This window comes from Nocardia sp. CA-151230, assembly GCF_050942175.1.
In the GTDB taxonomy this organism is placed as follows: Bacteria; Actinomycetota; Actinomycetes; order Mycobacteriales; family Mycobacteriaceae; genus Nocardia.
In genome coordinates this window covers 6,158,262-6,183,697 of record NZ_CP192061.1, presented here as the reverse complement: position 1 = coordinate 6,183,697, position 25,436 = coordinate 6,158,262, and the positions used below count along the sequence as shown (strand labels likewise).

Here is a 25,436-nt window from a genome sequence, read left to right as displayed (position 1 = left end):
AGATCGGTGTGATCATCGCCCGGAATCGACCCGGACGGTGTAGTCGCCGTCCGCGGCCACGGACGAGGCGATCGAGGTCAGCGTCTTGACGTAGCGATCGATGGAGGCATGTGCCTCCGGGGTGTCGGGGAAGAGCAGGCTGAGGGTGGTCAGGTCGGGGAATCGGTTGACCCACAGGTAGACCGCGCCGGCGGCGGCCCGGTTCCCGAACATTCCGCCGTTGATCTTGTCGAATATCTCGACGCCGGGAATCTTGCGCACGTCGACGTAGGACAGCATGGCCGCCGCCCAGCCGGGCTCGACGTGGATACCGAGATCGGGGGTGGCGAGCTCGAGCACCCGGTGCGGCGAGACGTCGGTCAACTCCTTGGCCGCGTCTCCGGCCCACTGCGCCGCGCCGACCAGCGAGGTGAAGCTGTCGTCGGGGTCCAGGTCGAAGGCGACCGGGACGAGGTTGGTGTACCAGCCGATCGAGGCGTGCTCCTGCGGAGTCGTGCGCGTATTGACCGGCGTGAGCACGAAATACCAGTCCCGCCCGGCCAATTCGAGTTCGGTCAGCGCGAGCACCGTGAACAGCCCGCCCAGGAATCGCCCGCCGTGGTCGGTGCACGCCTGCTCGAACCGGTCCGCGGTATCCGCGTCGAACAGCGGAATGGTGAGCTGTGCGCCCTGGCGGACGCCCGGCCCGGCATCGGCGCCCAGCTCCACCGGCAGTGCCGGCATGGCACCGCCATTGCGCTGCAACAGCTTCACCCACATCCTGACCTGCCGCGATCCCGCCCGCAGTGCGGCGTTGACGGCCCGTTCCCGGGCGCAGTAGGCGATGTGGCTGCCGACGGCCGGGAGTTCCATACCGCCGCCGGATAGTTCGCTGCCGTAGATCATCAGCAGTTCTGTGCAGGTCAGCGCCTGAGCCACACCGTCGGTGTGCAGGTGATCGATGGCCGCGAACACGGTGTAGGACTGCTCGTGCTCGATCACACCGAACCCGAAACAGTCCCAGTGCAACGCATTCGGTACCAGCGACTGCACGTGCTCGCGGATATCCGCGCTGGACTCGAAGTACCGGTAGTCCTGCGTGACCACGGTGATCACCTCGGCAGCGACCGTGCGCCGGACCACCGATCCGCACGGCTCGTGGGTGAACCAGCTGGCGAAGGTGTCGTGCCGGCGCAGGAATCGGGTGACCGTGCGCGCCATGGCCGCGAGATCCGGGCGACCCGGAATTTCGAAGGAGATCATGCACAACCGCGAGGCGCGCACGCCCGCATCGGTATTGCGCAGGGTGGCCCGCAGGTACTGCTCCTGTTGATACGACGGCGGGGCTGGATGGGGTGGAGCGGCGAGCATGGCCGCGTGCGACTCCGGGGCGAGCGTCCAGCCGGTGACCAGGCTGGGCGCGGGATGCCAATCGTCGATGAAGCCGAAGTCGACCACGGGTGCCTCGATTCGCAGCGGGAAATCCCGAGAACTGATGTCGCAGCGCAGTCAACGACATCCCGGGTACTCCCGATCGCGAAGATCGCGGAATCTTGTGAACAGTGCCAATCCGCGGCGGTCCCGGCTGCCGCGACGCTCCGGGATATCCAAAGGCATTGCTGCCCAAACGAGTTCACTCTACCGTGGCCGGTCACAAGGACGAGCCGGGGAGACGCATGAGAAACCATCCTGGGCGGCGAGCGCGCCGAAGACGAATCCGCCTGCGACAGTTGCTGCTGATGGCGTCGGCACTGCTGCTGTCGAGTACCGCGCTCGCCACCGCGGCACCGACCGGGCCGATCGCCGTTCCGGATGTGCTCGCGAACGCGGTGGCCGCCCCGGACGGGTCCGGTCTCGTCGATGCCGCCGAGGCCGGGGACCGCATGCTCGATCTGCGGGTGCACTCGGCGGCGATGGACACCGACATCGCGCTGAAAGTTCTTCGCGCACCGGATGGTTCGGTGCCCGCCCCGGTGCTGTATCTGCTCAACGGAGCGAATGGGGGACTCGATGCGAGCAGCTGGTTCGAGCAGACCGATGTGGCGGACTTCTTCGCCGGCAAGCAGGTCACCGTCGTGATCCCGCTGGGCGGTCGCGGGAGCTACTTCACCGATTGGCGTGCCGATGACCCGATGCTCGGCCGTCAGCGCTGGACGACCTTCCTCACCGCCGAACTACCCCCGATCGTGGATTCGGCCCTGCGCGGCACCGGATCCCATGCCATCGCCGGGATTTCGATGGCCGGTACCTCTGTCTTCCAACTGGCCCTGGCCGCGCCCGGGCTCTACAGGGCGATCGGCTCGTACAGCGGCTGCGCACGCACCAGCGATCCGCAGGGACAGGCCTTCGTCACCGCCGTGGTGGCGCGATGGGCCGGCAATGTCGCCAATATGTGGGGTCCGCCGGGCGACCCGGAGTGGAGCGCCACCGACCCCTATCTCCACGCCGATCGCCTGCGCGGCACCGCGATCTACGTCTCCGCCGGGACCGGGATCCCGGGCGCGCTCGACACCCTCGACGGCCCCGGAATCCAGGGCAATGCGCTGAAACTGGTGGCGCAGTTGACATCCGGCGTGATTCTGGAGGCCGTCGCGGACCAATGTGCCCTCGCCCTACGCGACCGGCTCGCCGCCCTGCACGTGCCCGCCACCTTCGATCTGCGGCCGGTCGGCACCCACTCCTGGGGCTACTGGGAGGAGGACCTGCACAAGTCCTGGGCATTGTTCGACCGCGTGCTCCGGTAGGTGCGCGCCACCAGGGCCGAGCGCAGATACCAGACCCCCGAGGTGTGCGTCGGATCGAATCCGGTGAGCTGGCCGATCCGTTTCAGCCGGTAGTCGACGGTATTGGTGTGCACGTGCAGCGTCCGCGCCGTGCGCTGACGGTTCAGGTTGTTGCTGATGTGCAGCTGTAGCGTCTGCAGCAGTTCGGGGTACTCGTCCAGCGGATCCAGCAGCGTCCCGAGATGATCGCGGCCGGGACCCGGACGGGTGAGCTGGTATTCGAGCGAGAGATCGTCGAAGCGGTAGAGCCCGCGCACCAGCTGCAAGCGCTGCACCATGTCGAGCAGCTCGTGCGCCTGCTCGGTCGCGGCCGGAATATGTTGCGGCGCAGCATGAGTGACCGCCGCGGTGATCGGCACCTGCGCGGCCCGGGAGAGATTGACGATGAACTCGTCGAGCTCCGCGTCGGGCAGCCCGTGCTCCGGGATCAGGATGGTGCCGCCGTCGACGCTCAGCAGCGAGAGCACCTTGTCCGGATAGCGGGTCGCCAGCTCGGCCTGCGTCCGGCGCAGTTTGCGGCGCGCGACCACCTGACTGTCGAGTGCCCGGTTCTTCTCGTCCGGATGCGGCGGAATCGAAACCGCCAGCACCCGATACGATTCCGCGATCTCGATGCCGCACTCGCGGGCCATGGTGGAGGTGCTGTGGCCGCCGAGCAGCGCCGAGGTCAGGGTGTGCACGGCGGTGTGGTGTTCGCTGATCACCGCGCGCAGCTCGCGCACATACGCGACCGAGACGGCCGCCGTCATCCGATCCAGCAGTTCCACCACGAGTTTCGCGCCGCCGACCATGGCGTGGAAGTCCGATGCGGTGAGCGAGGGCGCGCCCGCGCCCGCCGCCTGCGTGTACCTGGTGGTGGTCTTGGCCAGCACCAGGTCCAGGCCGATCTTGAAGCCCTCGTGGATGGCGTGATGGATGGTGTCGATCGGAATGCCCTCGCGGGCCCACTGCGCCGCGGCGTCCTCGAGCCGCTTGGTCTTCTCCGGGATGTCCCGGCCGTCGAGCATGCTCACCGCCAGCTCGAGGCAGGTCCGGGTGATCGTCGTGACATCCCCGCGCAGCGCGTCGCCGGGCAGCGTCCCGCACGGGACCACGGTCTCCACGAAATGCCCGACCATGCGCCGCGACAGCTCGCGGACGTCCCGCAGCGCCGATGACAGCGGCATGCCCGAAATGGTCAGGCCCGAACTCGGTGAATCGGTCATCGACATCCCGGTTTCTCCCTTGCACCCCCCGCTTCCCGATCCCGAAGCTACCGATCATCAGGACCGCCTGTCCGGGCACTCGGCCTGTGAATATTCGGCAAACTTCACCCGCTCTGGACTGTTAGATATCACAAAATGCCACGTCAACCCAATACTTGAACGGTGTTCAAGCTCGAGGTAGATTGCCTTGGCATGACTGGTGGACTGTTGAACCTGTTGGTGGACAAGGCGTTACGCCGAACGGCTCCGACCCGGGCGGAGGCGCTGGCGTTGCTGAGCGGCGCGGAACCGCTCATCGACGTCGTGGCGGCGGGCTCGAGGGTGCGACACGAATTCTTCGGCGCGCGCGTCAAACTCAACACGATCGTCAATATGAAGAGCGGCCTGTGTCCGGAGGACTGTGGGTACTGCTCGCAGCGGCTGGGCTCGGCATCCGGTGTGCTGAAGTACTCCTGGATCACGCCCGAGCAGGCCGCGCGGGTCGCCGGGCAGGCGATTGCGGGCGGAGCCAAGCGAGTGTGCCTGGTCGCCAGCGGGCGCGGGCCCGGCGAACGGGATCTGACCAGAATCGAGCAGACCATTGCCGCCATCACGGCCGACCATCCGCAGACGGAGATCTGCGTGTGCCTGGGCCTGCTGGGGGAGGGTCAGGCCGAGCGGCTCGCGGCGGCCGGGGCCCACGCCTACAGCCACAACCTCAACACCTCCGAGGCGCGCTACGCCGACATCTGCAGTACGCACACCTTCGACGATCGCGTCGACACCGTGCTGCGGGCCGGCGCGGCCGGGCTGTCACCCTGTTCCGGAGCGATTTTCGGCATGGGGGAGTCGGACGAGGACATCGTCGATCTGGCCTTCGCGCTGCGGGCGCTGGACCCGGACTCGGTGCCGGTCAACTTCCTGATCCCGTTCGAGGGAACGCCACTGGCTGGACAGTGGGAGCTGACGCCCGACCGCTGCCTGCGCATCCTGGCGCTGTTCCGCTTCTTCTTCCCCGACGTGGAGGTGCGGCTGGCCGGTGGCCGCGAGCTCCACCTGCGCGGCCTGCAGCCGCTGGCGCTGCACCTGGCCAATTCGATCTTCCTGGGCGACTACCTCACCAGCGAGGGGCAGCCCGGAGCCGACGACCGTCAGATGATCACCGATACCGGATTCACCATCGAGGGCGCGCAGGAGCAGACCCTGCCGCCGACGCGCCACGACCTGGTCGCGGTGCGCAAACGGGGTGCGGGGACGGATCTTCCGGCGAACGCGTAGGTTTCGCCGTGGGCGGCTCGGCGAATGGGCCGCCCACGGCCGGGCGCTACCAGGCGACGGGAAGCGCTTTCGGGCCGCGCAGCAGCATGCCCATCTTCCACTCCACCTCGTCGGCGGGGACCGCCAGGCGCAGGTTCGGGAAGCGGCGCAGCAGGGCGGTCAGGGTCACGTGCAGTTCGAGGCGGGCCAGTTGCGCGCCCACGCAGTGATGGAAACCGTGGCCGAAGGCCAAGTGCGAGTTGTGGTGTCGGGTCAGATCCAAGGTGTCCGGATCCGGGAAGACCGTCTCGTCGCGGTTCGCGATCGCCAGATCCACGAAGACGGCCTCGCCGGCGCGAATGAGCGTGCCCGACAGCTCGACATCCTCGACGGCGATGCGCGGGAACGCGCCGCCATTGCCGAGCTGGATGTAGCGGAGCAGCTCCTCGATCGCGGCCGGGACGAGATCGGGATCCTCACGCAGCCGGTCCCATTCGCCCTCGGTCAGCAGGAGGTAGACGAAATTGGCGATCTGATTGGCCGTGGTCTCGTGACCGGCGACCAGCAGGGTGAGGCCGAGCGTGATCAGTTCGTCCTCGCTGAGCCGGTCATCGTTGTCGCGGGCCGCCACGAGTGCGCCGAGCAGATCATCGGCGGGGTGGGCGCGGCGTTCGGCGACCTGCTCGGTCAGGTATTCGGCGACGGAGGCGAGCGCGGCCACCCGCTCCTCGTCGGGGACGGCGGTCGTGGACATGATCGCGTCGGAGAAGTCGCGGAAACGATGCTGGTCCTGCGGTGGCACACCGAGCATTTCGCAGATGACGGTGACCGGAACCGGGAGCGCCAGCGCCTCCACCAGGTCGGCGGGCGAGCCGGCCGCGGCCATGGCCGACAGCATGTCCTCGACGATCTCCTCGGCGCGCGGGCGCAGCTCCTGCACGCGACGGGTGGTGAACGCGGTCATGGTCAGCTTGCGGAGCCGGGTCAGCTCCGGCGGGTCCATGCTGGTCGGAATATTCGGCATGGCCGGTGTCTCGCGCACCCGCGGCACATCCTCGCGGCCGACCGTGGCAGCGCGGCCGAAGCGGGGATCGCTGAGCACCGAGCGCACGTCCGCGTAGCGGGTGACGAGCCAGGCCTCGCCACCGTAGGGCAGCCGGACACGGGAAATCGGTTCCTCGCGGAGCAGTTTCAACGCCGTCGGATGCGGATCGAGCCGGACCGGATCGCCGAACGGATAGTGGCGGACTTCGGTAGGTGTGGTCACGCGAAACTCCTTCTGGTGTAAGCAAATGCTTACAGCGGTCGATCGTAGGAGTGCGCCGGCCAACCGTCAACGCTCGATTTCCGTTATGACGGAGGGAAATTCGTACTCACCCGGTCCAGCAGAACCCGCGCCGAACGCAGGACGTGATCGGCGACAACGGCCGGGTCGGCGCTCGCCAGGGGCTCCCAGTGATAGACCGATCGCAGCAGACCGATTCCCAGCAGCCAGGCCACCACCAGATCGGCCCGCAACTCGGCGTCCGGGCCGTCGCCGAGTTCGGCCAGCGCCCGCACGTATCGTCCGTCCAGCTCCCGCCGGATGACCGACACGCCGCTGGCATGTCCGCTGGATCGCAGCGCGGCCTGCAACCAAAGCTGTTGATCCGCAGCAGTATTCAGCATTCCCGCCAGCAGGCGGCCGAGCAGCTCGTCCGCGGGACCTTCCGACAGCACCCGATGTCCGCGATCCGCGACGACCGCCCGGAACAGCTCGTCCTTGTTCCCGAAGTACCGGAACAGCAGCGCCTGATTCGCTCCGGCGCGGGCCGCGATCTCCCGAACGGTCGTGCCCTCGAAGCCCTTCTCGGCGAATACCTCCCGCGCGGCGGCCAGCAGGGCCGAACGGGTGGCGTTGGCATCCCTGTGCCGTCCGCTCGGTTCGCTCCCGGTACCCATTCGCCCTCCGATGTCGCCTCGCCGACGGGCGGCTCGTACGCCGTCGGCTCCTGCCGTGACCATAGACTCGGCGGCTACGGCAGTGCCGGGCTACCTCGTCTCACCCTTCGCGTCGGAGAACGTCGGTTCTGCGGTCCGCCTCGACGGCGGCTACGTCCACTCGATCCTGCCGGGGCCCGGTGACGGAGCGGATTCTGTTGTAGCTGTAAGTGATTCCTACGACGAGAATGATCAGCAGGACCGCGGTGGTGCCCCACGTGCCGAAGCCGAGCCCGCCTTTGTCGTGCGATTTGGACAGCAGATCGCCCACCGTCGCACCGAGCGGACGGGTGAGGATGAACGCGAGCCAGAACAGCATGACCCCCGAGATCCGGGTCAGGTAATGGGCGGCAAGCAGGGCGGCCATGACCGCGGCGATGAGCAGCGCGCCACCGCCGTAGCCGAGCCCGGAACTGTCGGAGAGGTAGTCGCCCAGCGACGTGCCCAGGGTGTTGGACAGCAGGATGGCGGCCCAGTACAGCAATTCGCCACGCGCGCTGGTGATTCCGGCGACATCGTAGGTCTGGCCGCTGAGCTTCCAGATGGCGAAGACGACGGCCAGACCCGTGATCAGGACGGCTGCGCCCGCACCGTAGCCGAGGCCGCCGTCGGTGGAGGTGCCCGAACCGGGGCCGCGATTGAGGAAGTCGGAGATGGTGGTGCCGGCCGTGCTGGTCGCGGCGATCACGGTCCAGTACAGCGCGGGATGGAAACGCCGGGCCCGCAACTGGGCGACCAGGCTCACGGCGAAGATGCCGAGAAACAGCACCGAGGCCGCCGCGTAGCCGAGGTTCAGGGTCTGGGCGAGCAGGTCGCCACCGGTTTCGCCGAGCGTGGTCGCCGCGATCTTCAGCACCCAGAACAGGGCGGTGACCTGGGGGAGCTTGTAGTTCGTATGCGGTTGCGCCGCGGACATGCGGATCCCTTTCGAGCGGTCGGTTACCGGACACGGGGGAGTCTGCCCGGGAGTCGCTGAGAAGGCGCTGAGACACGTAGCGATCCGCTCTACGAGGCCCGGCGTGGTGAGGTCACCTCATTGTGGCGACTGGTGCCAAACGACTGATCGGTCCGAGCGGTGGTGCCGGCTCCCCCCAACGGAACCGGCACCACCGCCGAACAACCTGCTACCCGCTGACCCGCAGGCTCGAGCCGTAGCACACTCGACGGCTCAACTGCCGCTCGGCAATCCGCTCCACGAGCAGCGGAATGAACTCCCGAACCCGGTGCCCCTCGAAATCCCGATGAATGCCCCGAACCACCTCCCCGACGACCCGAGCCGTCAAATCGGGAAATCGATTGGACAGCCGCGCGACGAGGTCGCTCATCTGCTGCTCTTCATCGCATTCCGTCATACCGTGCGCTCGCCTCCATACAGCATTCGGCGCCGCCACCCGTCCCGCCCCAGCGGATGACCAGCGAAGTGGACAACGGCCCGGGGTGCGCTCACCCCGGACCGTGCCCCTCGAGTGTTGCGGCAAAGAACGAGCTTTTCGCCCCGGAACTGCTTTCTGGCACATTTTGTCGCGCACTAGGCACACCAGGTCCTGGCCGCTTGCGGATGAAAAATGCAAATGAAATTTCATTTGCAACAACGCCATTCGAATCGGCATCGGCACAGCCAGAGCTATCGGGTGGGAAGCGGTCGCGCTCGTTCGCGAACCTCCGCCAGGTGCTCGCGCGGAGTCCATTCGTTCAGCCACGCCGGGACCGGAAGGCTCGGCGCAGCCACACCCAGTCCCAGCGTGCCGAGCAACTGAGAAAGCACGACCAAATCGTATCCGCCACAACGGATTCTGTCGGAAGGATGGCTGGTCGCGAGCCCTTGTCGCGTTCGGTCACCTTTTCGGCGTGGATTGGCCACCGGGCGGGGCGGTGGCCGCTCGTAGAGTCGGCGGGTGTCCCCGGTCGAGACGGGGATGTGAATGATGAGGATTGTCGGATGTCGTTGAACCCGTTCATGCTCGGTATGCGATTTCTGCTCGAGCTGACCGCCGTGGTGTCGTTCGGAATTCTGGGGTGGCGCGGGTTCGATGCGCCGTGGCGGTTTGCCCTGGTGCTGATACTGCCGATCGTGGTGGCGGCAGTGTGGGGGATGTTTGCCGTGCCGGGGGATCCGAGTCGGAACGGGGAAGCGACGGTTGCCGTGCCCGGCGTTGTGCGGCTTGTGATCGAAGTGCTCGTGCTGGGTGGCGGGGCGGTCGCGCTGTGGGGTGCGGGGCTGTCGATGGCGGCGCTCGTGTCAGCGGTTGTCTTGGTGTTGTACCAGGTCCTCGCGTACGACCGAGTCGGATGGCTGATTGCGCATTGAGTGGAGCTCTCGTCGTGACGGGCCCGACGGCTGTGTGACCTTCGGGATGCGAGACCGGCAAATGGGGGTTCGATCTGGTCAGAGTGCCCCGAGACCGGTTCTCCGGGAGGTAATCTCGATGCGATGGGACAACGTGCACTGTTCACACTGGCATGTATGGTTCTCACCGCCTGGTGCATGGTCGCCACGCCCGGCAGGGTTGCCGCGGATCCGGGGCTACCGCCGGTGGGCGGCAATTTCCTCTGGGGAGTGTCCAGCTCCGGGTTTCAGAGTGAAGGCTCTGCGCCGGACAGCAATTGGAGCCGTTACGCGGGATCCGGTCGAGCCGAGGACTACCGCAATTCCGTCGACTTCCTTCATCGCTACGACGAAGATATCCAGCACGCCGCCGACCTCGGTGTCGGCGTCTACCGGATCAGCGTGGAATGGGCCCGGGTGCAACCGAATCCGGGCGCTTGGGATTTCTCCTTCTACGACAGCATGATCGCGCGGATTCGCGCGGCCGGAATCCGGCCGATGATCACCCTGGACCACTGGGTGTTCCCGGGTTGGGAGGTCGATCGCGGCGGCTGGCGCAATCCGGGCATGGTCGATGATTGGCTCACCAACGCCCGTGCGGTAGTGGACCGCTACGCGCAGTTCGACCCGTTGTGGGTCACCTTCAACGAACCGCTCGCCTATGCCGGAAAAGAGCAGCAGATCGGCGATCTCGGCGCACTCGATATCGCGCCCATGATCGACCGGATGGTCATCGCGCACCGCGCGATCTACGACCACATCCACGCCCGGCAGCCCGGTGCGATGGTCACGAGCAATATCGCCTTCTCGGCCATCGGCACGGCACAGGCCGACGCGTCCTTCGTCGACCGGATCGCCGACAAGCTCGATTACATCGGAATCGATTACTACTACGGCGGATCCCTGACCAATCCACCGAATCTGGCTGCCCAGCTGACCAACCAGCCCTCGACTCTCGTCCTGGAACCCGACGGCATCTACTACGTCCTGCGTCGATACGCGCAGAAGTTCCCGGGCCGCCCCCTCTACATCGTCGAGAACGGCATGCCCTCCGACAACGGCTCACCCACCACCGACGGCATGACCCGCGAGGACGACCTGCGCGACACCGTCTACTGGGTCCAGCGCGCCAAGGCCGACGGCATCAACGTCATCGGCTACAACTACTGGAGCATCACCGACAACTACGAATGGGGCAGCTACTCACCACGTTTCGGCCTCTACACCGTCGACGTCACCACCGACCCCACCCTCACCCGCCATCCCACCGCCGCGGTCCCCGCCTACCGCGACATCACCACCTCCGGCGGCGTCCCCGCCAACTACCTCCCCACCCGCGCCCCAGCCCTCTGCTCCATCCAGGACCTCCCCTCCAGCTGCTTCGACCCGGTCACCGTCCCGGGCCGCTGACCCGCGCCCCTCTGGCCGACACTTGTGGAGCGCCGGGAGCGCCGGCAGTCGCCGATTGGTGAGTTTCAGCCCTGTGCCGCACGCCCTGCGGGTCGGCCACCGTCGCCGAACGGCCCCGCCCTGGCATTTGCCTCGATCGCCCCCGGCGATTCCGGGTCGGGGTGGTGGGCGGTGCTATGTTCGGATTCGCGAGACCCACTGGTTCTGCTCGGTTCACGGCATCCCAGGAGGTGGGCAAGTCATGAGTTCCCCGAAGTCGCGCGATCCGCACTCGATATCCACCGCACCGATCGTGGTCGGTGTCGATGATTCTCCGGCTGCGTTGTCGGCCGTGCGCTGGGCGGCGGAGACCGCGGTGGCGCGTCGGCGCGAGCTGTTGGTCGCGCACGGCACGAACGTGAATGTGATCGTGGGGGCGATGGGCACATTTTCGAGTGTGAATTCCGAAGTCGAGCAATCGATTCAGGCCTTCGGCGCCGACCTGGTGGCACAGGCCCGGGAGGTCGCCGAAAAGGCCGCGCCCGGCGTGACGGTGCGCACCGAGGTGTCCCGGCAGCATCCGGCGAGGATGTTGATCGATCTCTCGGCCACCGCCCACCTGACGGTGCTCGGCGGTCCGGCCGAACGCCGGGGACTGAACCGGATCGGCTCCATCCTGGTCTCGGTAGCGAGCCAGGCGGCCGGATCGGTGGTGGTGGTGCGCGACAGCGACGCCGGATCGGTGGAGCGCCGCACGGCGCCGGTCGTGGTCGGCGTCGACGGCAGCCCGGTCAGCGACGCGGCGGTCGGCGCCGCGTTCTACGAGGCGTCCGTGCGCAGGGTTCCGCTCATGGCTGTGCACGCGTGGAGCGACCTGTACCTGGCTCGGTACTCGGAATTCATCGATACCTCCATCGAGACCGCGCAAGCGACCGAGGCGGAGCGGGCGTTGCTGGTGGAACGCCTGGCGGGGTGGCAGGAGAAGTACCCCGACGTCCAGGTCACCCGTGACATCCACCTCGCCGATCCGGTAGTGCACCTGCTGACCTGGTCCGAGCGGGCCCAACTGGTGGTTGTCGGCAGCCGCGGCCGGGGCGGGTTCGTCGGCATGCTGCTCGGCTCCACCAGCAACGCGCTCGTGCAGCGCGCGAACTGCCCGGTCATGGTGGTCCACCCGGAATCGTGAACCGGCGGGCGGGCTAGTCGGCGTCCGGGGCTCGGCGTCGGGAACGAGTTCGTCGTGCGGGTTCGGGTTTCGGCGGGATCTCCACGTCGTAGCGGCGGACGTACGCGGCCAGGAAGGCTTGCGCTGTGGCTGTCACCGGGATGGCGAGCAGTGCGCCCGTTGCTCCGAACAGGGCCGCGCCCGCGAGAACCGCGCCGAAGGCGACCGCGGGATGCATGTCGAGGGTGGTCGCGGTGATGCGCGGCTGCAGGACGTAGTTCTCGAATTGCTGGTAGACGATGATGAATCCGAGAATCCAGAGGGCCGACCGCGGATTGTGGGCCAGCGCCACCAGCACCGGCAGTGCGCCGGCGAGGTAGGTGCCGACGGTCGGGATGAACTGGGATACCACGCCCACCCACAGCGCGAGCGCGAACGCTGATGGGATCCCGAGCACCCGCATTGCCGCGTAGTGCGCCAGCGCCGAGCAGAAGGCGAGCAGCGCCCGCGAGTAAATGTAGCCGCCCGTCTTCTCGACCGCGATATCCCAGGCGCGCAACACAGGTCGCTGCCGCTGCGGCGGCAGGAGGGAGCAGACCGCATTGCGGAAGCGCGGGCCGTCGGCCGCGAAGTAGTAGGTGAACAGCAGCACGCCCAGGCCCTGGAACAGCACGCCGAGTGCCGTCGTGCCGATGCCCCAGACGTCGTCGGCCAGGTCCAGCGCCCAGGACTGCAATTTCGAGCTGATGTCCGAGGTGCGATCGGTGATATCGGTGACCGAGAGGTCGGTGTGGAACGTGCTGTTGATCCAGGTGACCGCACTGTGCATATCCCGCGGCAGGTTCTTGATCAGTGTCGTTACCTGACCGACCACCAATTCGCCCATGGTCCAGACGAATCCGACCAGCACCACGGTCACCACCACGAACACCGCCAGCGTCGCCGCACCGCGTTTCCAGCCGCGCGCGGCCAGCCAGTTCACCGCGGGTTCGATGGCGAAGGCCAGGAACAACGACACCACCAGCACCGTCAGCAGACCGCGCAGGCGCATCAGCCCCCAGAAGGTGATGACGACCCCGGCCACCGTGGCCGCCGCCAGCAGATAGGCCCGCGGCAACCAGGCCGGGACCACCGACGCGACCAGCCGGTCCGGCCTGACCTCCGCGGCAGCGTCGTCGTCCGGGTTCTGTTCCCGCTCTCCGGATACGGATTCGTCCTGGGGCACTCCGCAAACGTACTGGCGTCCGGGCGACTCACGTCGCAGTGGGCGTGTGCCCGCGTGTTCCGGCCGCGCGGAAGCTGAGGTAGCTCACGCCGCTGCCAGGTCACGGACGAGTGCGCCGAGCAGGGAGGGCCGAAACGGCTGAATATCAGCGCATTCTCGTGAAACTGGCGTAGTGATCGTCTGTGTACCACGCCGAACCGTCGTCGCCGGTCACGATTCGCTCCGCATCGCGGGATCGGCCTGGTTGTTTGCAGTTGACGTCCCACTCCCGATAGCCGACACCACTGGGTAACTGGCCTCCTCTGTTCTGCCAGGTGGTACCGCCCTTGGTTCCGGGACAGTCGGTCGGGGGCCATTTGCCTTGGTCGATCAGACTCAATGTTGTCCAGGCTCGCTGGGGCACCGTGGAGTCCACCAGGCGTACCTCGACACCGACCACCGTCGAGTGCGCGGTCACCCGCTCCGTATGGCCACCTGACAAAAGCAATGCCACCGTGGCGAGTACGACTGAAGTGACAGCAATTGCCTTACCCCACAACGTTCTCAGCGCGATCGTCTCCACCGTCATGAGTACCCACGGTGTCATACGGGTCTGAATCGGCCCTCACGTCGAGCTGTCGTGCGGGTGAATGAGGACCGGATGGAACCGATGCCCTCACTCGTTCTGGATGCCGCGATCGTGATCGTGTCCGTGGTGCCCTGACTCGCCGTCGCCGGTGTGTGCTGATGCGAACGCCGCACGTGCTCGGAGACTTCCGCACCGGCCCCGCCCCGTGAACCGCTGGTGACGACATTGCTCGCACTGCGCTGTCAACCGCTGCGAGCGGGTGTGGGCGCCTGGGAGATTCGCCCTGGCGCCTCACTCGGCGACTCGGCTTCGTCAGCGGCGGAGGGATTTTCGGGGAGTGATCGGTGTTGTCGGTGAATATGCAGATTCGAGGTAGGCCGTCGGGTGCTGCCGGGGCCTGTCAAACATCGGACAGAACGGTGCGCCGCAGGCTGCCGACCGGACGTGAATGCAATCAATATGCCGCTGATCCGCTACCGGCCACTCCTTCTCGCCGGCTTACATGTTCACGAGGCCGCGTTCGGTCGCGTCCAGTACTCGCTCGAGTGAGTCTTCGAGGTTCTCGGGTGTGGCGGGCAGTGGTCCGTCGAGGAGCAAGCCTGCGAGGCCGTGTACGGCTGACCATGCGGCTATTTCGGCGCCGGGGCGGCGAATCGGGTCGAGGAGGCCTGCGGTTTGGGCTTCGTCGAGGACCTGGCCGAGGATTTCGTAGGGGCCGCATTCCTCGGTGGGGAGTGCAGCTGGGGGAAGCTCGGTCGCAGGGGGATAGGCGATGAAGGCTGTGCGGAACAGGCCTGGTTCGGCCAGGGCGAAGTGGACGTAGGCGGTGCCGACTGCGCGGAGGCGGAGGCGGGGATCGTTGGTGCGGGCTACCTGGTGGCGCATCTCGGCGGCGAGGGCTTGGCGTGCGTGATGTGCTACCTCGGCGAGGAGTGCTTCTCGGTCGGCGAAGTGGCGGTAGGCGGCTGAGTGTGTGACGCCGGCGGCTCGGGCGGCTTCGCGGAGGATTACTCGGTCCGGGCCGCCCTCGCGGGCCAGGGCGATGCCGGCCTCGATCAAGGTCGCGCGCAAGGCGCCGTGGTGGTACGGCTTCACGCGATCGCGACTGGTGGTGGCCTGACCCATGGGGCAAGGATTCCACGGATCCAAGATGTTGACAACGGTCACATGGAGTCGCACACTCGGATGTAACCAGTGGTTACATCCTGCTGGTTCGACTGAACAGCACTCTTGAAACACGAGCGGAGCATGTGATGTCCTCTGCACCTCTCTATCTCTGGGCGCTCGAGATCATCGGGCTGGTAGCGATAGTTCTTGTCACCGCCCGTACCTTGCGGTCATCGGCCATCGAGGTCGGTATCGACAGGGTTGTGGCGCAACGAATTTCGATCGTCTTCACCGCCGGCTGGATGGTGTGGACAGCCACGGTCGTCGTGCTGGCGGCCGGCAATGTCCTACGGCTGGATCATGGCACGGTCAAACCGTGGCTGGGCGTGGCGATCGTCGCGCCGATCGTTGTCCTACTGGCGAGTTCCCGACTACCGCTCATCCGGCGAGCGCTGTCTCATCCGGGGATCGTCGTCACGTTGGTTCGGCCGCAAGAAGCGCGCTTCATCGGCATCGTCTTCTTGACCGCACTGGCGTTGGGCGAGTTGCCGGCTGTGTTCGCACTTCCGGCCGGAATCGGCGACATGGCAATAGGTCTGGCTGCGTCATGGTTGATCCGCAGTCCGCATGCTGGTGGCCGAACTCGAAATATATTCTTGCTCAACGTATTCGGTTTGATCGACTTCCTGTACGCCTTCGCTGTCGGATTCCTGGGCGGACCGGGGCGTACCCAACTACTGCACTTGACGCCATCGACGCAGTCGGTGTCGATGCTGCCGTTGGTCCTCATACCGACGACCGGAGTCCCCGTCCTGTTCGTCTTCCACGTCATCTCGCTGACCAAGCTGCGGGTCAAAGTGCCCGTCGAGGCCGTCCCGGTCTGAAAACTCCTCGGCAGGAAAGGAACACAATGAGCACCACCCCCATCGACAAGAGCACTCGCGTCCAACGTGTTCGGCACGAGGTGAACCGGATCACCATCGCCGTCGACGCCACGTTCGAGGAGCTGCGTACGCGTTTCGAGCAGGCGGTCCCCGACATCGAACTCGACGAGTTGGGTCAATTGATCGCAACCGGTGATCTGGAACGGGTGAAGAAGTACACCGAAGCGCGAACGCCGAACTCCTTCGCCAACTTCTGGACGTTCGACCCGACTGCCATGATGGCGCTTCGGGGGAGCACCGCGCAGTTGGTCACCTACATGGTGGGCAACAACATGATCGCGGAGCGCATGTTCCGCCACGATCCGGGAGTGATGCTCTATGCGCCGATCCGCGTCGCCATCTACACCGACGACGATCGGACGTTCGTCGGCTTCGACCAGCCGTCCACACGCTTCGACACCTTCGACGACGAAAACATCAGCGCGGTCGGCCGCCTCCTCGACGAGAAGATCGCCGCGCTTCTGACGCTGCTCGGAGTGGAGGTGCCGGACGAACTGTTGCGGCAGGCCGCGTAGATCGTGCTGCCGAGGGCGGGCTGGCCGGCTACCACGACGGGCGGCTCGTTCGAAACCTTGGGTAATCGCGGCGTTGCGGTGTCGTCCGAGCCTTCGCGCTGTGGATGAGCATCCGCTTCGGCGGGTGTACCTGGCTACCAGGCGGTAGTCCGTAGGCGTCGCCGGTGCGTGATCGGCTGCCGTCTAGGCTGTCGTGGTTCGAAGGGGGTGGGCCGGATCGAAGGGTTCCTACCGTGGCTGACGCTGTCGAGCATGTCGATGTGCTGATCGTGGGGGCTGGGCTCTCCGGTATCGGGGCGGCGAGTCGCCTGCGGCGGGCCTTCCCGCGGCGCCGCTGTCTGATCCTGGAGGCGCGGGCCGACATCGGGGGGACCTGGGACCTGTTCCGGTACCCCGGCGTCCGATCGGACTCGGACATGTTCACCCTCGGGTACCGGTTCCGGCCGTGGGCGGGGGACCGGTCGATCGCCGACGGGGCATCGATCCTGACGTATCTGCGCGACACCGTGAACGAGGAGGGAATCGGCGAGCAGATCCGATTCGGGCATCGGGTGGTCGCGGCCGAATGGTCGTCGACGACGCGGCGCTGGACGGTGAGCGCACAGCGAACCGACACCGGTGAAACGGTGGTCCTGACCGCGTCCTTCCTGTTCTGTTGCTCCGGATACTATCGCTACGATCGTGGCTTTATGCCGAAGTTTCCTGGGCGGCAACGCTTCTCGGGTCCGGTCGTACACCCGCAACACTGGCCGCGCGATATGGATGTGGCCGGCAAGCGAGTCGTGATCGTGGGTTCCGGCGCGACCGCCGTGACTCTCGGTCCCGCGCTGGCGCGGCTGGGAGCGCGAGTGAGCATGGTGCAGCGCTCACCGAGCTACCTGTTGTCCGTGCCGTCTCGCGACCGCTGGGTTGCCTGGCTACCGCGGATTCTTCCCCGCCGCGCCGCACACCGGGTGCTGCGGGCGAAGAGCATCGCCGTCGACACCGCGATCTATCAACTCTCCCGCCGGTATCCCGAGCGCGCGCGGGCGTGGCTGCGCGCCCGCCAAATATCGGCCTTGCCGCACGGCTACGACATCGACACCCACTTCGCTCCCCGCTATGACCCGTGGGATCAGCGGATGTGCCTGGTGCCCGACGGCGACCTGTTCGAGGCGATCCGTACCGGCGCGCTGGAGATGATCACCGACCGGATCGATACGCTCACCGAATCGGGAGTCCGGTTGACGTCGGGCGCCGAGGTCCCTGCCGACATCATCGTGACGGCAACAGGTTTGGAGCTGCAGATATTCGGCGGCATCGCGCTGAGCGTGGACGGAGAACCGGTCGATGTCCCGAAGCGGCTGGCGTACAAGGCGATGATGCTGTCCGGCGTCCCGAACTTCGCCTTCACCATCGGCTACGTCAACGCGTCCTGGACGCTCAAGGCGGATCTGGTGTGCGATTACGTCGTCCGGCTCCTACGCCACCTCGACAGGCGCGCCTACACCAGTGTGATGCCTGTCCACGACCCCGATGCGGTCCGCGCACCGTTTGTCCCCGACTTCACTCCCGGCTATTTCCGCCGGGGTGGCGCCCACTTCCCGAGCCGCGGCGACCGCGCCCCCTGGCGGCTGCGAATGAACTATCTCCGCGACCTGCCGACCTTCCGACACCACAGACTCGAGGACGGCATCCTGCAATTCACCCGTGCGGAGCGCGGCTGCACGGAACACACCGCACCCGAAGCGTCACAGATGGTTACGGGTTGATCGTTCATCCTTCGTGGTGGCAGTGCTGCGGGCGATGTGCAGCATGGTTTCGCGTTGTGCGCGAATGTCGTTGCTGTAGCAGTCGATGCGGGAACCGCTGAATCACGCGATCCATCCAGTGCAATAGCCGCAGACGGAGTGCTCGAGAAGCCGCTGATGGTCGGCTGTCCGGTGTCGATCGCATTCTCGGGCGAGTCCTCGGCGGACACGTCGATCGGCATCATGTTCGCCGATCTGGCGACCGACGAGGCCGACTCGCGTGCCCGGCTGTCCGTCATCGCACGCTCGGCCAACGCCGCCAAGCAGCACCAAGCGGCTCTCCAGCGTTGACGGGGCCGCTGGATGCGGATGTATCTGGCAACATCCAGCACTTCTGATGCTCTTATCAGAATTGTCTTGACAAGGGACGCCATCGCAACTGATGATTTGATCAACATCGGTTCTGGAGGCGGAGATGACAAGCATCGACAAGGGCGTCGGCGCCGGACGGACGGTCCGGGTCGGCGGACGGCAGATCTACTTCGACGAGGCCGGTTCCGGGTCCGCGGTGGTGCTGCTGCACGGTGGCGGGCCCGGGGCGTCGGGGTTGTCGAACTACTCGCGCAATATCGAGGCGCTGGCGCAGCGGTTCCATGTCATCGTGCCGGACATGCCCGGATACGGGCAGTCGTCGAAGTGGATCGACCCGGCAGACCCGTTCGGTGATCTCGCACAGGCGGTGGGCGGGCTGCTCGACGAGCTCGGCATCGCCTCCGCGCCTCTGATCGGTAACTCCTATGGCGGCGCTGCGGCATTGCGGCTGGCCATGGACCGCCCGGAGAAGGTGAGCCGGCTGATCCTCATGGGACCCGGCGGTGTGGGCACCACACGTGCACTGCCTACCGCCGGACTTCAGCAGCTGCTGAACTACTACACCGGCAGTGGCCCGAGCCGGGAGAAGCTCACCCGCTTCATTCGCGAATACCTGGTGTTCGACGGCGATTCGGTCCCCGAGGAGCTCATCGAGGCGCGCTATCGGGCCAGCCTCGATCCGGCCGTGGTGGCGAATCCGCCGTTGCGACGGCCGTCCGGGCCGCTGGCGCTGCGCACCCTGGTGCGCATGGATTTCACGCGGGACTCGCGTCTGCGCAGGGTCGAACAGCCGACCCTGGTGGTCTGGGGGACCGGCGACAAGGTGAACCGGCCCGAGGGCGGTCGCATGCTGGTCGACGCCATGCCCAACTGCGACCTGTACCTGGCGGCCAACGCCGGCCACTGGGTGCAGTGGGAGCGCGCGGACCTGTTCAACACACTGGCCACCGCTTTCCTGGAGGCGTAGCCGTGAGCGAGTTCCTGCGTCCCAACACGGACGGCTCGGTCTTCGGCGCGGTGCATCTGGGATACATTGTCGTGCAGTCGAATCGGCAGGCCGATTGGCGACGCTTCGGCGCCGACGCGATCGGGATGCACGTCGACGCCCTCGACGGCGCCGGTCTGCGCTTCCGCCTCGACGAACACACCTGTCGCTTCCTCGTCCAGCGTGGTCCCGCCGAGGACGTGACCGCACTCGGCTGGCAGATCGATGACCACGAGACCTTCGATCGCATCATCGCCCGGGTCACCGATCGCGGCGTGCCGATCGCCGAGGGCGCCGCTGACGAGGCTGCACTGCGCGGAGTGGAGCGGTTGTGGCGCTTCGCCGGGCCGAAAGGCATGGTGCAGGAGATCTTCACGGTGCCGGTGACCACCCGCGAGCCCTTGCGGATGCTCAGCTCCGGCTGGGTGACCGGTGAAGCCGGCATGGGGCACGTCGCGATCGTCTCGCGGGAGCCCGAGGCGTTGCGCGGCTACTACGAGACCGTTTTCGACTCCCGGTTGTCGGATTACATCGACGAGAACGTCTCCGGGCTGAAGATGAAGATCCGTTTCCTGCGGGTCAACGAGCGTCACCACTCGATTGCCATCGCCAATCTGCGTGGCGTGAAGATCGATCCGATCCGGACCCGGGTGCAGCACATCAATATTCAGTCCGTGACATTGGACGACATGCTCGCCTCCTTCCAGCGGGTGCAGGAGCTGGGCTTCCGGATGGCGTGGTCGGTCGGCCAGCACACCAACGATCGCCAGCTGTCGTACTACAGCGTGACTCCGTCGGGCTTCGAACTCGAGGTCGGCTGGAACCCGATCATCATCGGCCCGGAACTCGAATCCACCTGGGAGCCGACGACTTACCAGGGCATCAGCAAGTGGGGACACACCCCGCTGGGGGAGACGGTGCTGGACCGGTTCGGCCAGCTCCGCCAGGCGCTGCGCACCGTGCGCACGCCGGAGATCACCGTGCCGGAACTGGCAGGAGGACGCATCCGATGAACACCGACTACGACGTGGTGGTCGTGGGTCTCGGCCCGAGCGGCCTGACCCTGGCCAATCTGCTCGGCCGGCGTGGCGTCAGCGTGCTCGTCCTGGAACGCGAGCCCGAGTACTACGGTCTCGCGCGGGCGGTCTACACCGACGACGAAGGCATGCGGATCTTCCAAACCGCCGGTGCCGCAGACGAACTCGCGGCCGACATGAACGTCGACTCGGCCGTGCAGTGGGTGCGCGCAGACGGGCGGGTGCTGATCCAGTTCCAGCAGACCGAACGTCGGCTGGGCTGGCCGGTGGTGAACTTCCTGTACCAGCCGTACCTGGAGAACACGCTCGAACGCGCGCTGGACCGGTACCCGCACGTGACGGTGCGCCGCGGCCGGGAAGTCGTCGACTTCAGCCAGGACGCGGACACGGTCACCGTCGTGCACGCCGAGTGCCATGGCACCGGTTACGGCAAGCACGTGCCGAGCAGCGACCCGGACACGGCCGAGCGGGTGTGCGCGAAGTTCCTGGTCGGCTGCGACGGCGGCCGCAGCGTGGTGCGCACCAAACTGGGAATCGACATGACCGGCACCAGCTTCCCGGAACGCTGGCTGGTCGTGGACTTGAAGGCCCGCGACGGCGTGGATGCGTTCCGGCATCTGCCGTACTTCGATTTCGTCTGTGATCCGGAGCTGCCGATCGTGTCCTGTCCGCAGCCGGACGGGCACCACCGATTCGAGTTCATGCTCAACGACACGCAGACGAAGGAGGAGATGGAGGACGACGAGACCGTCCGCCGCCACATCGAACGCTTCGTGAACCCGGACGAGGTCGAGGTGCTGCGTAAGCTCGTGTACACCTTCAACGCGGTCATCGCCGACCGCTGGCGGGTCGGGCGGATCCTGATCGCGGGTGACGCCGCGCACATGACCCCGCAGTTCATCGGTCAGGGCATGAACTCGGGCGTGCGCGATGCCGACAATCTGTCGTGGAAGCTGGCCGCGATCATCGAATACGGTGCGAGCCAGTCGATTCTGGACAGCTACGAATCCGAGCGCCGCCCGCACGCAAAGGCCATGATCGATCTGTCGGTGTTCAACAAGGCGCTGGTGTCCGTGGACAACAAGCTGATCGCGGCGGCCCGGGACCTCGCGCTGACCACCGCGCTGCGGGTGCCGGGGCTGAGCGGATGGATTCGGGAGGCGAAAATGCGGCCGGCGCCGCGCTTCCGCCGCGACGCCTACCTCGGCCTGCCTCGCCGCGGATGGCGTGGAGTCGAAGGCGGACTCGCCCCGCAGCCGGAGATCCGGACCTACGACGGACACCACCGTCGTTTCGATGATGTTCTGGGCCTGGGCTTTTCGGTGATCGGTTACGGTGTCGACCCGCGTGCCCAACTCGGCGCGGACGACTTGGCGGCGTTGCGCGCGCTGGGCGCCCGGTTCGTCACCGTCTACCCGCTCGGCGGCCGGCCACAGGGCAAGCCCGGCGACGGCCGCAATGCCGGTGCCGACTATGTCGACGTCGAGGACCACACGGGGGCGCTGACTCGCTTCTTCGCCAAGGCGGGCATCGGCATCGGCGGGCTGCTCCTGCTCCGCCCCGACCGGTATGTCTTCGGCGGCGCGGACCGCGGTCGCGGCGGCGCGCTGATCGCCGAATTGTTCTGTCAGCTCGGGGTTTCCGTGCCGAGGCTGCTCGAGACTTCCGCGGCGACCGAACCTCACCTCGAGGAGGCCATGTGACCACCATCGTGACCGATTCGCCCGCAGTGCGGGCCGCCGCTACGCGCCTCGGCACTCCGAGCCCCGCCCGCACCGCCCGCGACTTCGGCGACCCGCTGCGGGCCCGGGGAGATCGTGCTCTCGGCGCGCTCGGACCGATGGCGTCGCTGATCGTGGATATCGCCCTCGACCTGATCGGTGGCCGGGCGGGGTGAGCTCAGGATTCCGGCAGCTGCGGCAACTGCGGCAGCGGACTGCTGGTGAGCTTCTGCGCGGCGCGCTTGTTCATGCCGAACATGCGCAGCACGTGAAAGGCCATCTCGTCGGTGCGGGCGTCGGCGTCGGCATCCGGCTGGGCGTCCAGCAGCTGCAGCAGGCCCAGCAGGGCGCCGCCGGCGGCCATGATCGCCATGTCCGCATCCATCGGCTCGAAGCGGCCCGCCTCCTGCGCGGCGAGAATGTCGCGGCGGGCGCGCGGGGCCAGGCCCTCCTCGCGCAGCAGGATCGACATGCCGGAATGCAGGATCACCTTCACCATTTCCGGCATCTGCCGCTGCAGTCGCCCGGTCATCCGGAAGCTGACCGCGAACACCTCGGCCGGGTCGTCGTAGAGCTCCACGATGCCGTCACGCAGTTCGGCGTAGACCTGCAGCGCCGAACGCACCGCCTCGTCGAAGAGCTGCTCCTTGGAGTCGAAGTGGTTGTAGAAGGATCCGAAACCGACATCGGCCGCGTCGGTGATCTCTTGAATGCTGACCGCGGATCGCCCCTCCGACAAGAACTTCCGTGCTGCTCCCAGGAGCGCATTGCGAGTGCGCTCGCGCCGCCGGTCGATGCGATTTCGAGTGACGGGTTCGGCTGCCATGGACTCACTTCCGGTCGAAAACGGTATACGAATCATACCTGAGAAATCCATCAGACACGATTTCGCCCTCCCGCCCGCAGTTCCCCGAGAAAGTGATGAACGAAGTGCGCGAATCCCTCCCGCAGCCGCCGGCGATCATGAGCCGCCGCCGGGTTCTGGGCGGCGTTGTCGCCGGTACGTTCGGCGCCGCGGCAGCCGCTGCGGCCATGCCGATCGACCTCACGACTCCTGCCCGCGCCCAGCAGCCCGCGCCCATCGGCGCCTACCGCATCGATCTGCATGCGCACTTCCTGCCGCCCGATTACCGCGCCGCACTGCTCGAGCACGGGCACCTCACCATCGGTGGCTACCCGACGCCCGAATGGTCGCCGGAAGCCGCGATCGCGTTCATGGACTACTACGGCATTCAAGCGCAAGCGCTTTCGGTGTCCGACCCGGGCGTATCGTTCCTGTCCGGCAAGGAAGCCGCCGACATGGCCCGCTACTGCAACACCTATGCGGCAGGGCTTTTCAAATCCGACCCGACCCGATTCGGCGCGTTCGCGGTACTGCCGATGCCCGATATCCCGGCCGCCATCGAGGAGGCGATCTACGCCCTGGATGAGCTGCATCTGGACGGCGTCATCCTGCTGTCGGCCTACGACGGCGTCTACCTCGGCGATCCGCGTTTCGAACCGCTCATGATCGCACTCGAACAGCGCCGCGCCTATGTTTTCGTCCATCCCGCGGCCATCCCCGGCCCTGCGAAACCTGTACTGCCGCTGCCGGATTTCCTCGAGGAATTCACCTTCGACACCACCCGTGCCGCCACCATGATGATGCTCACCGGAGTGACCCAGCGGTACCCGAATATTCGCTTCCAACTCGCCCACGCCGGTGGCACCCTGCCCTTCCTGTCCTGGCGGGTCGGTGTGGCCTCGGAAACCGTGGTGGGGCAGATGTGGCCGCAGGGGTGGCCGAAGCCCTCGCTGCTCGATACCGCGCGGCAGATCTCGAACTTCTACTACGACACGGCGCTGAGCGGTTCGGCCGCGGCCATGTCGAGCGTGCTCGCGGTCACCGCTCGCGAACACATCGTCTTCGGCTCGGATTGGCCGTTCAGTGCCATGACACTCCCGCAATCGGGGACACACGATCCTGCTCCGGGGCTGAGCGATATCTTCGATACCGATCAGCGCATGGAGGTCGAACGGCGCAACCCGCTACGACAGCTTCCCCGGCTCGCACAGGCAGTGGACGGGTGACCTGTGGCTTCGGCTCGCACTGCGAGGCGAGCCGAAATATTTCGCCGACCGTGAATCGTCCCTGAAGGAGGAGAAACCGTGGGACACGCGAACCGCATCGACACCCATCAACATCTCGTGTCGCCGAAATACGCGGACTTGCTGCACGCCAGGGGAATTCGTCCCGGTGGCATCGATCTACCGCAGTGGTCGGAATCCGAGGCCGTGGATTTCATGGATCGCCGTGGCATCCGGACCGGCATCCTGTCGCTGTCCACGCCGGGAGTCTTTCTGGGAGACAACGCCGAAGCCCGGACCTGGGCTCGTGAGGTGAACGAATACGGGGCGGAGATCGTGCGGCGGCGACCCGACCGGTTCGGGCTCTTCGCCACGCTGACGCTGCCGGACGTGGACGGCGCGCTGGCCGAGGCCGAATACGCGCTCGACACCCTGCACGCCGACGGGATCGTGTTGCTGGCGAACAATAATGGCCGATACCTCGGGGATCCGGAGTTCACGCCACTGCTGGAACTGCTGCACGAGCGCGAGAGCGTGGTCTTCATTCATCCCGGTGAATTGCCGGCCGCGCCGGTGCCGGGCATCCCGAGCTTCGCGGCCGACTTCCTGCTCGACACCACCCGCACGGCGCTCAGTCTCATCCTGTCCGGCGCCATGGACCGGTATCCCGGCATCAAATTCATTCTCGCCCATGCGGGCGGATTCGTCCCCTACATCGCCTCTCGGATCCTATTGGCGATGTTCGTCGCGAAAACATCTGCGCAGCAGCCACTTCCGGCCGACGAGGCCGCCGTCGACCCGACCGTGCTGAAGCGGTTCTACTACGACGTCGCCCTGTCCGCCTCTCCCGCGGCACTACCGAGCCTGCTGGCGGTCGCCGAACCCGACCACATCACCTACGGCAGCGACTTCCCCTTCGCCCCGCCCGCCGCGGTCGACTTCATCATTCACGAATACGAGAACTACCCGCTGGACGACTCCCTGCGCGCGGCCATCGACCGCGGCAACGCGGAGGCGTTGTTTCCCCGGCTGAAGGCTTGAGGGCCTCGCGTGCTGGTGTGTGCTCGGTGGTTGCGCGATAGGCTTTGGAGGTGCCGGTGAG

25 protein-coding genes are annotated in these 25,436 nt (G+C 66.6%); 15 read left to right on the top strand and 10 right to left on the bottom strand.

Features of this window, described 5'->3' with window-relative positions:
• Positions 1-12: 12 nt before the first annotated feature.
• Positions 13-1,437, bottom strand: coding sequence for a condensation domain-containing protein (locus tag ACQP1O_RS29130; protein ID WP_433561633.1), 1,425 nt, complete (start codon positions 1,435-1,437; stop codon positions 13-15).
• A 281-nt stretch (positions 1,438-1,718) separates the two neighbouring features.
• Between ACQP1O_RS29130 and ACQP1O_RS29125 the strand changes: the two genes are divergently transcribed.
• On the top strand, positions 1,719-2,723 hold the full coding sequence (locus ACQP1O_RS29125; protein ID WP_433561632.1) for an alpha/beta hydrolase: 1,005 nt from the start codon (positions 1,719-1,721) through the stop codon (positions 2,721-2,723).
• Here ACQP1O_RS29125 and ACQP1O_RS29120 read toward each other — a convergent pair.
• The gene (locus ACQP1O_RS29120) at positions 2,666-3,973 is read right to left on the bottom strand and encodes a PucR family transcriptional regulator (protein ID WP_433561631.1); all 1,308 of its coding nucleotides are present in this window, start codon (positions 3,971-3,973) and stop codon (positions 2,666-2,668) included. The two genes, ACQP1O_RS29125 and ACQP1O_RS29120, sit on opposite strands and share 58 nt — an antisense overlap.
• Before the next feature lie 186 nt (positions 3,974-4,159).
• Here ACQP1O_RS29120 and bioB point away from each other — a divergent pair, with 186 nt between their 5' ends.
• On the top strand, positions 4,160-5,224 hold the full coding sequence (gene bioB / locus ACQP1O_RS29115) for a biotin synthase BioB (RefSeq protein ID WP_433561630.1): 1,065 nt from the start codon (positions 4,160-4,162) through the stop codon (positions 5,222-5,224).
• A gap of 46 nt (positions 5,225-5,270) precedes the next feature.
• Here bioB and ACQP1O_RS29110 read toward each other — a convergent pair whose 3' ends face one another.
• The 4 genes from ACQP1O_RS29110 to ACQP1O_RS29095 all read right to left on the bottom strand — a co-directional run bounded on the left by ACQP1O_RS29110 (position 5,271) and on the right by ACQP1O_RS29095 (position 8,508).
• Entirely contained in the window at positions 5,271-6,470 is a 1,200-nt protein-coding gene (locus ACQP1O_RS29110) for a cytochrome P450 (protein ID WP_433561629.1), read from the bottom strand.
• An 83-nt stretch (positions 6,471-6,553) separates the two neighbouring features.
• Positions 6,554-7,144, bottom strand: a complete 591-nt coding sequence (locus tag ACQP1O_RS29105) for a TetR/AcrR family transcriptional regulator (RefSeq protein ID WP_433561628.1) — start codon at positions 7,142-7,144, stop codon at positions 6,554-6,556.
• A 100-nt stretch (positions 7,145-7,244) separates the two neighbouring features.
• Complete coding sequence (locus ACQP1O_RS29100; protein WP_433561627.1) at positions 7,245-8,099, bottom strand: COG4705 family protein; 855 nt, start codon at positions 8,097-8,099, stop codon at positions 7,245-7,247.
• A 208-nt stretch (positions 8,100-8,307) separates the two neighbouring features.
• On the bottom strand, positions 8,308-8,508 hold the full coding sequence (locus ACQP1O_RS29095) for a three-helix bundle dimerization domain-containing protein (protein ID WP_433561626.1): 201 nt from the start codon (positions 8,506-8,508) through the stop codon (positions 8,308-8,310).
• 614 nt (positions 8,509-9,122) lie between these two features.
• Between ACQP1O_RS29095 and ACQP1O_RS29090 the strand changes: the two genes are divergently transcribed.
• The 3 genes from ACQP1O_RS29090 (at position 9,123) to ACQP1O_RS29080 (ending at position 12,084) form a co-directional block, all read left to right on the top strand.
• The gene (locus tag ACQP1O_RS29090; protein ID WP_433561625.1) at positions 9,123-9,491 is read left to right on the top strand and encodes a YrdB family protein; all 369 of its coding nucleotides are present in this window, start codon (positions 9,123-9,125) and stop codon (positions 9,489-9,491) included.
• A 156-nt stretch (positions 9,492-9,647) separates the two neighbouring features.
• Positions 9,648-10,919, top strand: a complete 1,272-nt coding sequence (locus ACQP1O_RS29085) for a family 1 glycosylhydrolase (protein ID WP_433561624.1) — start codon at positions 9,648-9,650, stop codon at positions 10,917-10,919.
• Positions 10,920-11,160: 241 nt separating this feature from the next.
• Positions 11,161-12,084 carry a universal stress protein gene (locus ACQP1O_RS29080; RefSeq protein WP_433561623.1) on the top strand — a complete coding sequence of 308 codons (924 nt, stop codon included), beginning with the start codon at positions 11,161-11,163 and terminating at the stop codon, positions 12,082-12,084.
• Positions 12,085-12,097: 13 nt separating this feature from the next.
• Here the strand turns inward: ACQP1O_RS29080 and ACQP1O_RS29075 are convergent, their stop codons facing one another.
• From ACQP1O_RS29075 to ACQP1O_RS29065, 3 genes are all read right to left on the bottom strand, one after another.
• Positions 12,098-13,288, bottom strand: coding sequence for an AI-2E family transporter (locus tag ACQP1O_RS29075; protein WP_433561622.1), 1,191 nt, complete (start codon positions 13,286-13,288; stop codon positions 12,098-12,100).
• Positions 13,289-13,433: 145 nt separating this feature from the next.
• Positions 13,434-13,856 carry a ribonuclease domain-containing protein gene (locus ACQP1O_RS29070; RefSeq protein WP_433561621.1) on the bottom strand — a complete coding sequence of 141 codons (423 nt, stop codon included), beginning with the start codon at positions 13,854-13,856 and terminating at the stop codon, positions 13,434-13,436.
• Between the two features lie 498 nt (positions 13,857-14,354).
• Positions 14,355-14,981 (bottom strand): TetR/AcrR family transcriptional regulator, encoded by a 627-nt coding sequence (locus tag ACQP1O_RS29065; RefSeq protein ID WP_433561620.1) that lies wholly within the window; start codon positions 14,979-14,981, stop codon positions 14,355-14,357.
• Positions 14,982-15,106: 125 nt separating this feature from the next.
• Here ACQP1O_RS29065 and ACQP1O_RS29060 point away from each other — a divergent pair, with 125 nt between their 5' ends.
• The 8 genes from ACQP1O_RS29060 to ACQP1O_RS29025 all read left to right on the top strand — a co-directional run bounded on the left by ACQP1O_RS29060 (position 15,107) and on the right by ACQP1O_RS29025 (position 22,443).
• Entirely contained in the window at positions 15,107-15,847 is a 741-nt protein-coding gene (locus ACQP1O_RS29060; RefSeq protein WP_433561619.1) for a hypothetical protein, read from the top strand.
• A 26-nt stretch (positions 15,848-15,873) separates the two neighbouring features.
• Complete coding sequence (locus tag ACQP1O_RS29055; RefSeq protein WP_433561618.1) at positions 15,874-16,422, top strand: DUF302 domain-containing protein; 549 nt, start codon at positions 15,874-15,876, stop codon at positions 16,420-16,422.
• A 233-nt stretch (positions 16,423-16,655) separates the two neighbouring features.
• On the top strand, positions 16,656-18,173 hold the full coding sequence (locus ACQP1O_RS29050; protein ID WP_433561617.1) for a flavin-containing monooxygenase: 1,518 nt from the start codon (positions 16,656-16,658) through the stop codon (positions 18,171-18,173).
• Positions 18,174-18,311: 138 nt separating this feature from the next.
• Positions 18,312-18,503 (top strand): hypothetical protein, encoded by a 192-nt coding sequence (locus ACQP1O_RS29045; RefSeq protein WP_433561616.1) that lies wholly within the window; start codon positions 18,312-18,314, stop codon positions 18,501-18,503.
• 124 nt (positions 18,504-18,627) lie between these two features.
• Positions 18,628-19,491, top strand: a complete 864-nt coding sequence (locus ACQP1O_RS29040; RefSeq protein WP_433561615.1) for an alpha/beta fold hydrolase — start codon at positions 18,628-18,630, stop codon at positions 19,489-19,491.
• Between the two features lie 2 nt (positions 19,492-19,493).
• A complete protein-coding gene (locus ACQP1O_RS29035; RefSeq protein WP_433561614.1) occupies positions 19,494-20,522 on the top strand; it encodes a VOC family protein in 1,029 nt (342 codons plus the stop codon).
• Positions 20,519-22,249, top strand: coding sequence for a bifunctional 3-(3-hydroxy-phenyl)propionate/3-hydroxycinnamic acid hydroxylase (locus ACQP1O_RS29030; RefSeq protein WP_433561613.1), 1,731 nt, complete (start codon positions 20,519-20,521; stop codon positions 22,247-22,249). Before ACQP1O_RS29035 ends, ACQP1O_RS29030 begins: the two co-directional genes overlap by 4 nt.
• A complete protein-coding gene (locus ACQP1O_RS29025; RefSeq protein WP_433561612.1) occupies positions 22,246-22,443 on the top strand; it encodes a hypothetical protein in 198 nt (65 codons plus the stop codon). The genes ACQP1O_RS29030 and ACQP1O_RS29025 overlap by 4 nt, the downstream gene beginning before the upstream one ends.
• Positions 22,444-22,445: 2 nt before the next feature.
• Here ACQP1O_RS29025 and ACQP1O_RS29020 read toward each other — a convergent pair whose 3' ends face one another.
• Positions 22,446-23,093, bottom strand: coding sequence for a TetR/AcrR family transcriptional regulator (locus tag ACQP1O_RS29020; RefSeq protein ID WP_433561611.1), 648 nt, complete (start codon positions 23,091-23,093; stop codon positions 22,446-22,448).
• 95 nt (positions 23,094-23,188) lie between these two features.
• On the opposite strand from ACQP1O_RS29020, the gene ACQP1O_RS29015 reads away from it, so the two are divergent.
• Entirely contained in the window at positions 23,189-24,337 is a 1,149-nt protein-coding gene (locus ACQP1O_RS29015; protein ID WP_433561610.1) for an amidohydrolase family protein, read from the top strand.
• Between the two features lie 78 nt (positions 24,338-24,415).
• Positions 24,416-25,375, top strand: a complete 960-nt coding sequence (locus ACQP1O_RS29010; protein ID WP_433561609.1) for an amidohydrolase family protein — start codon at positions 24,416-24,418, stop codon at positions 25,373-25,375.
• Positions 25,376-25,436 lie beyond the last annotated feature (61 nt).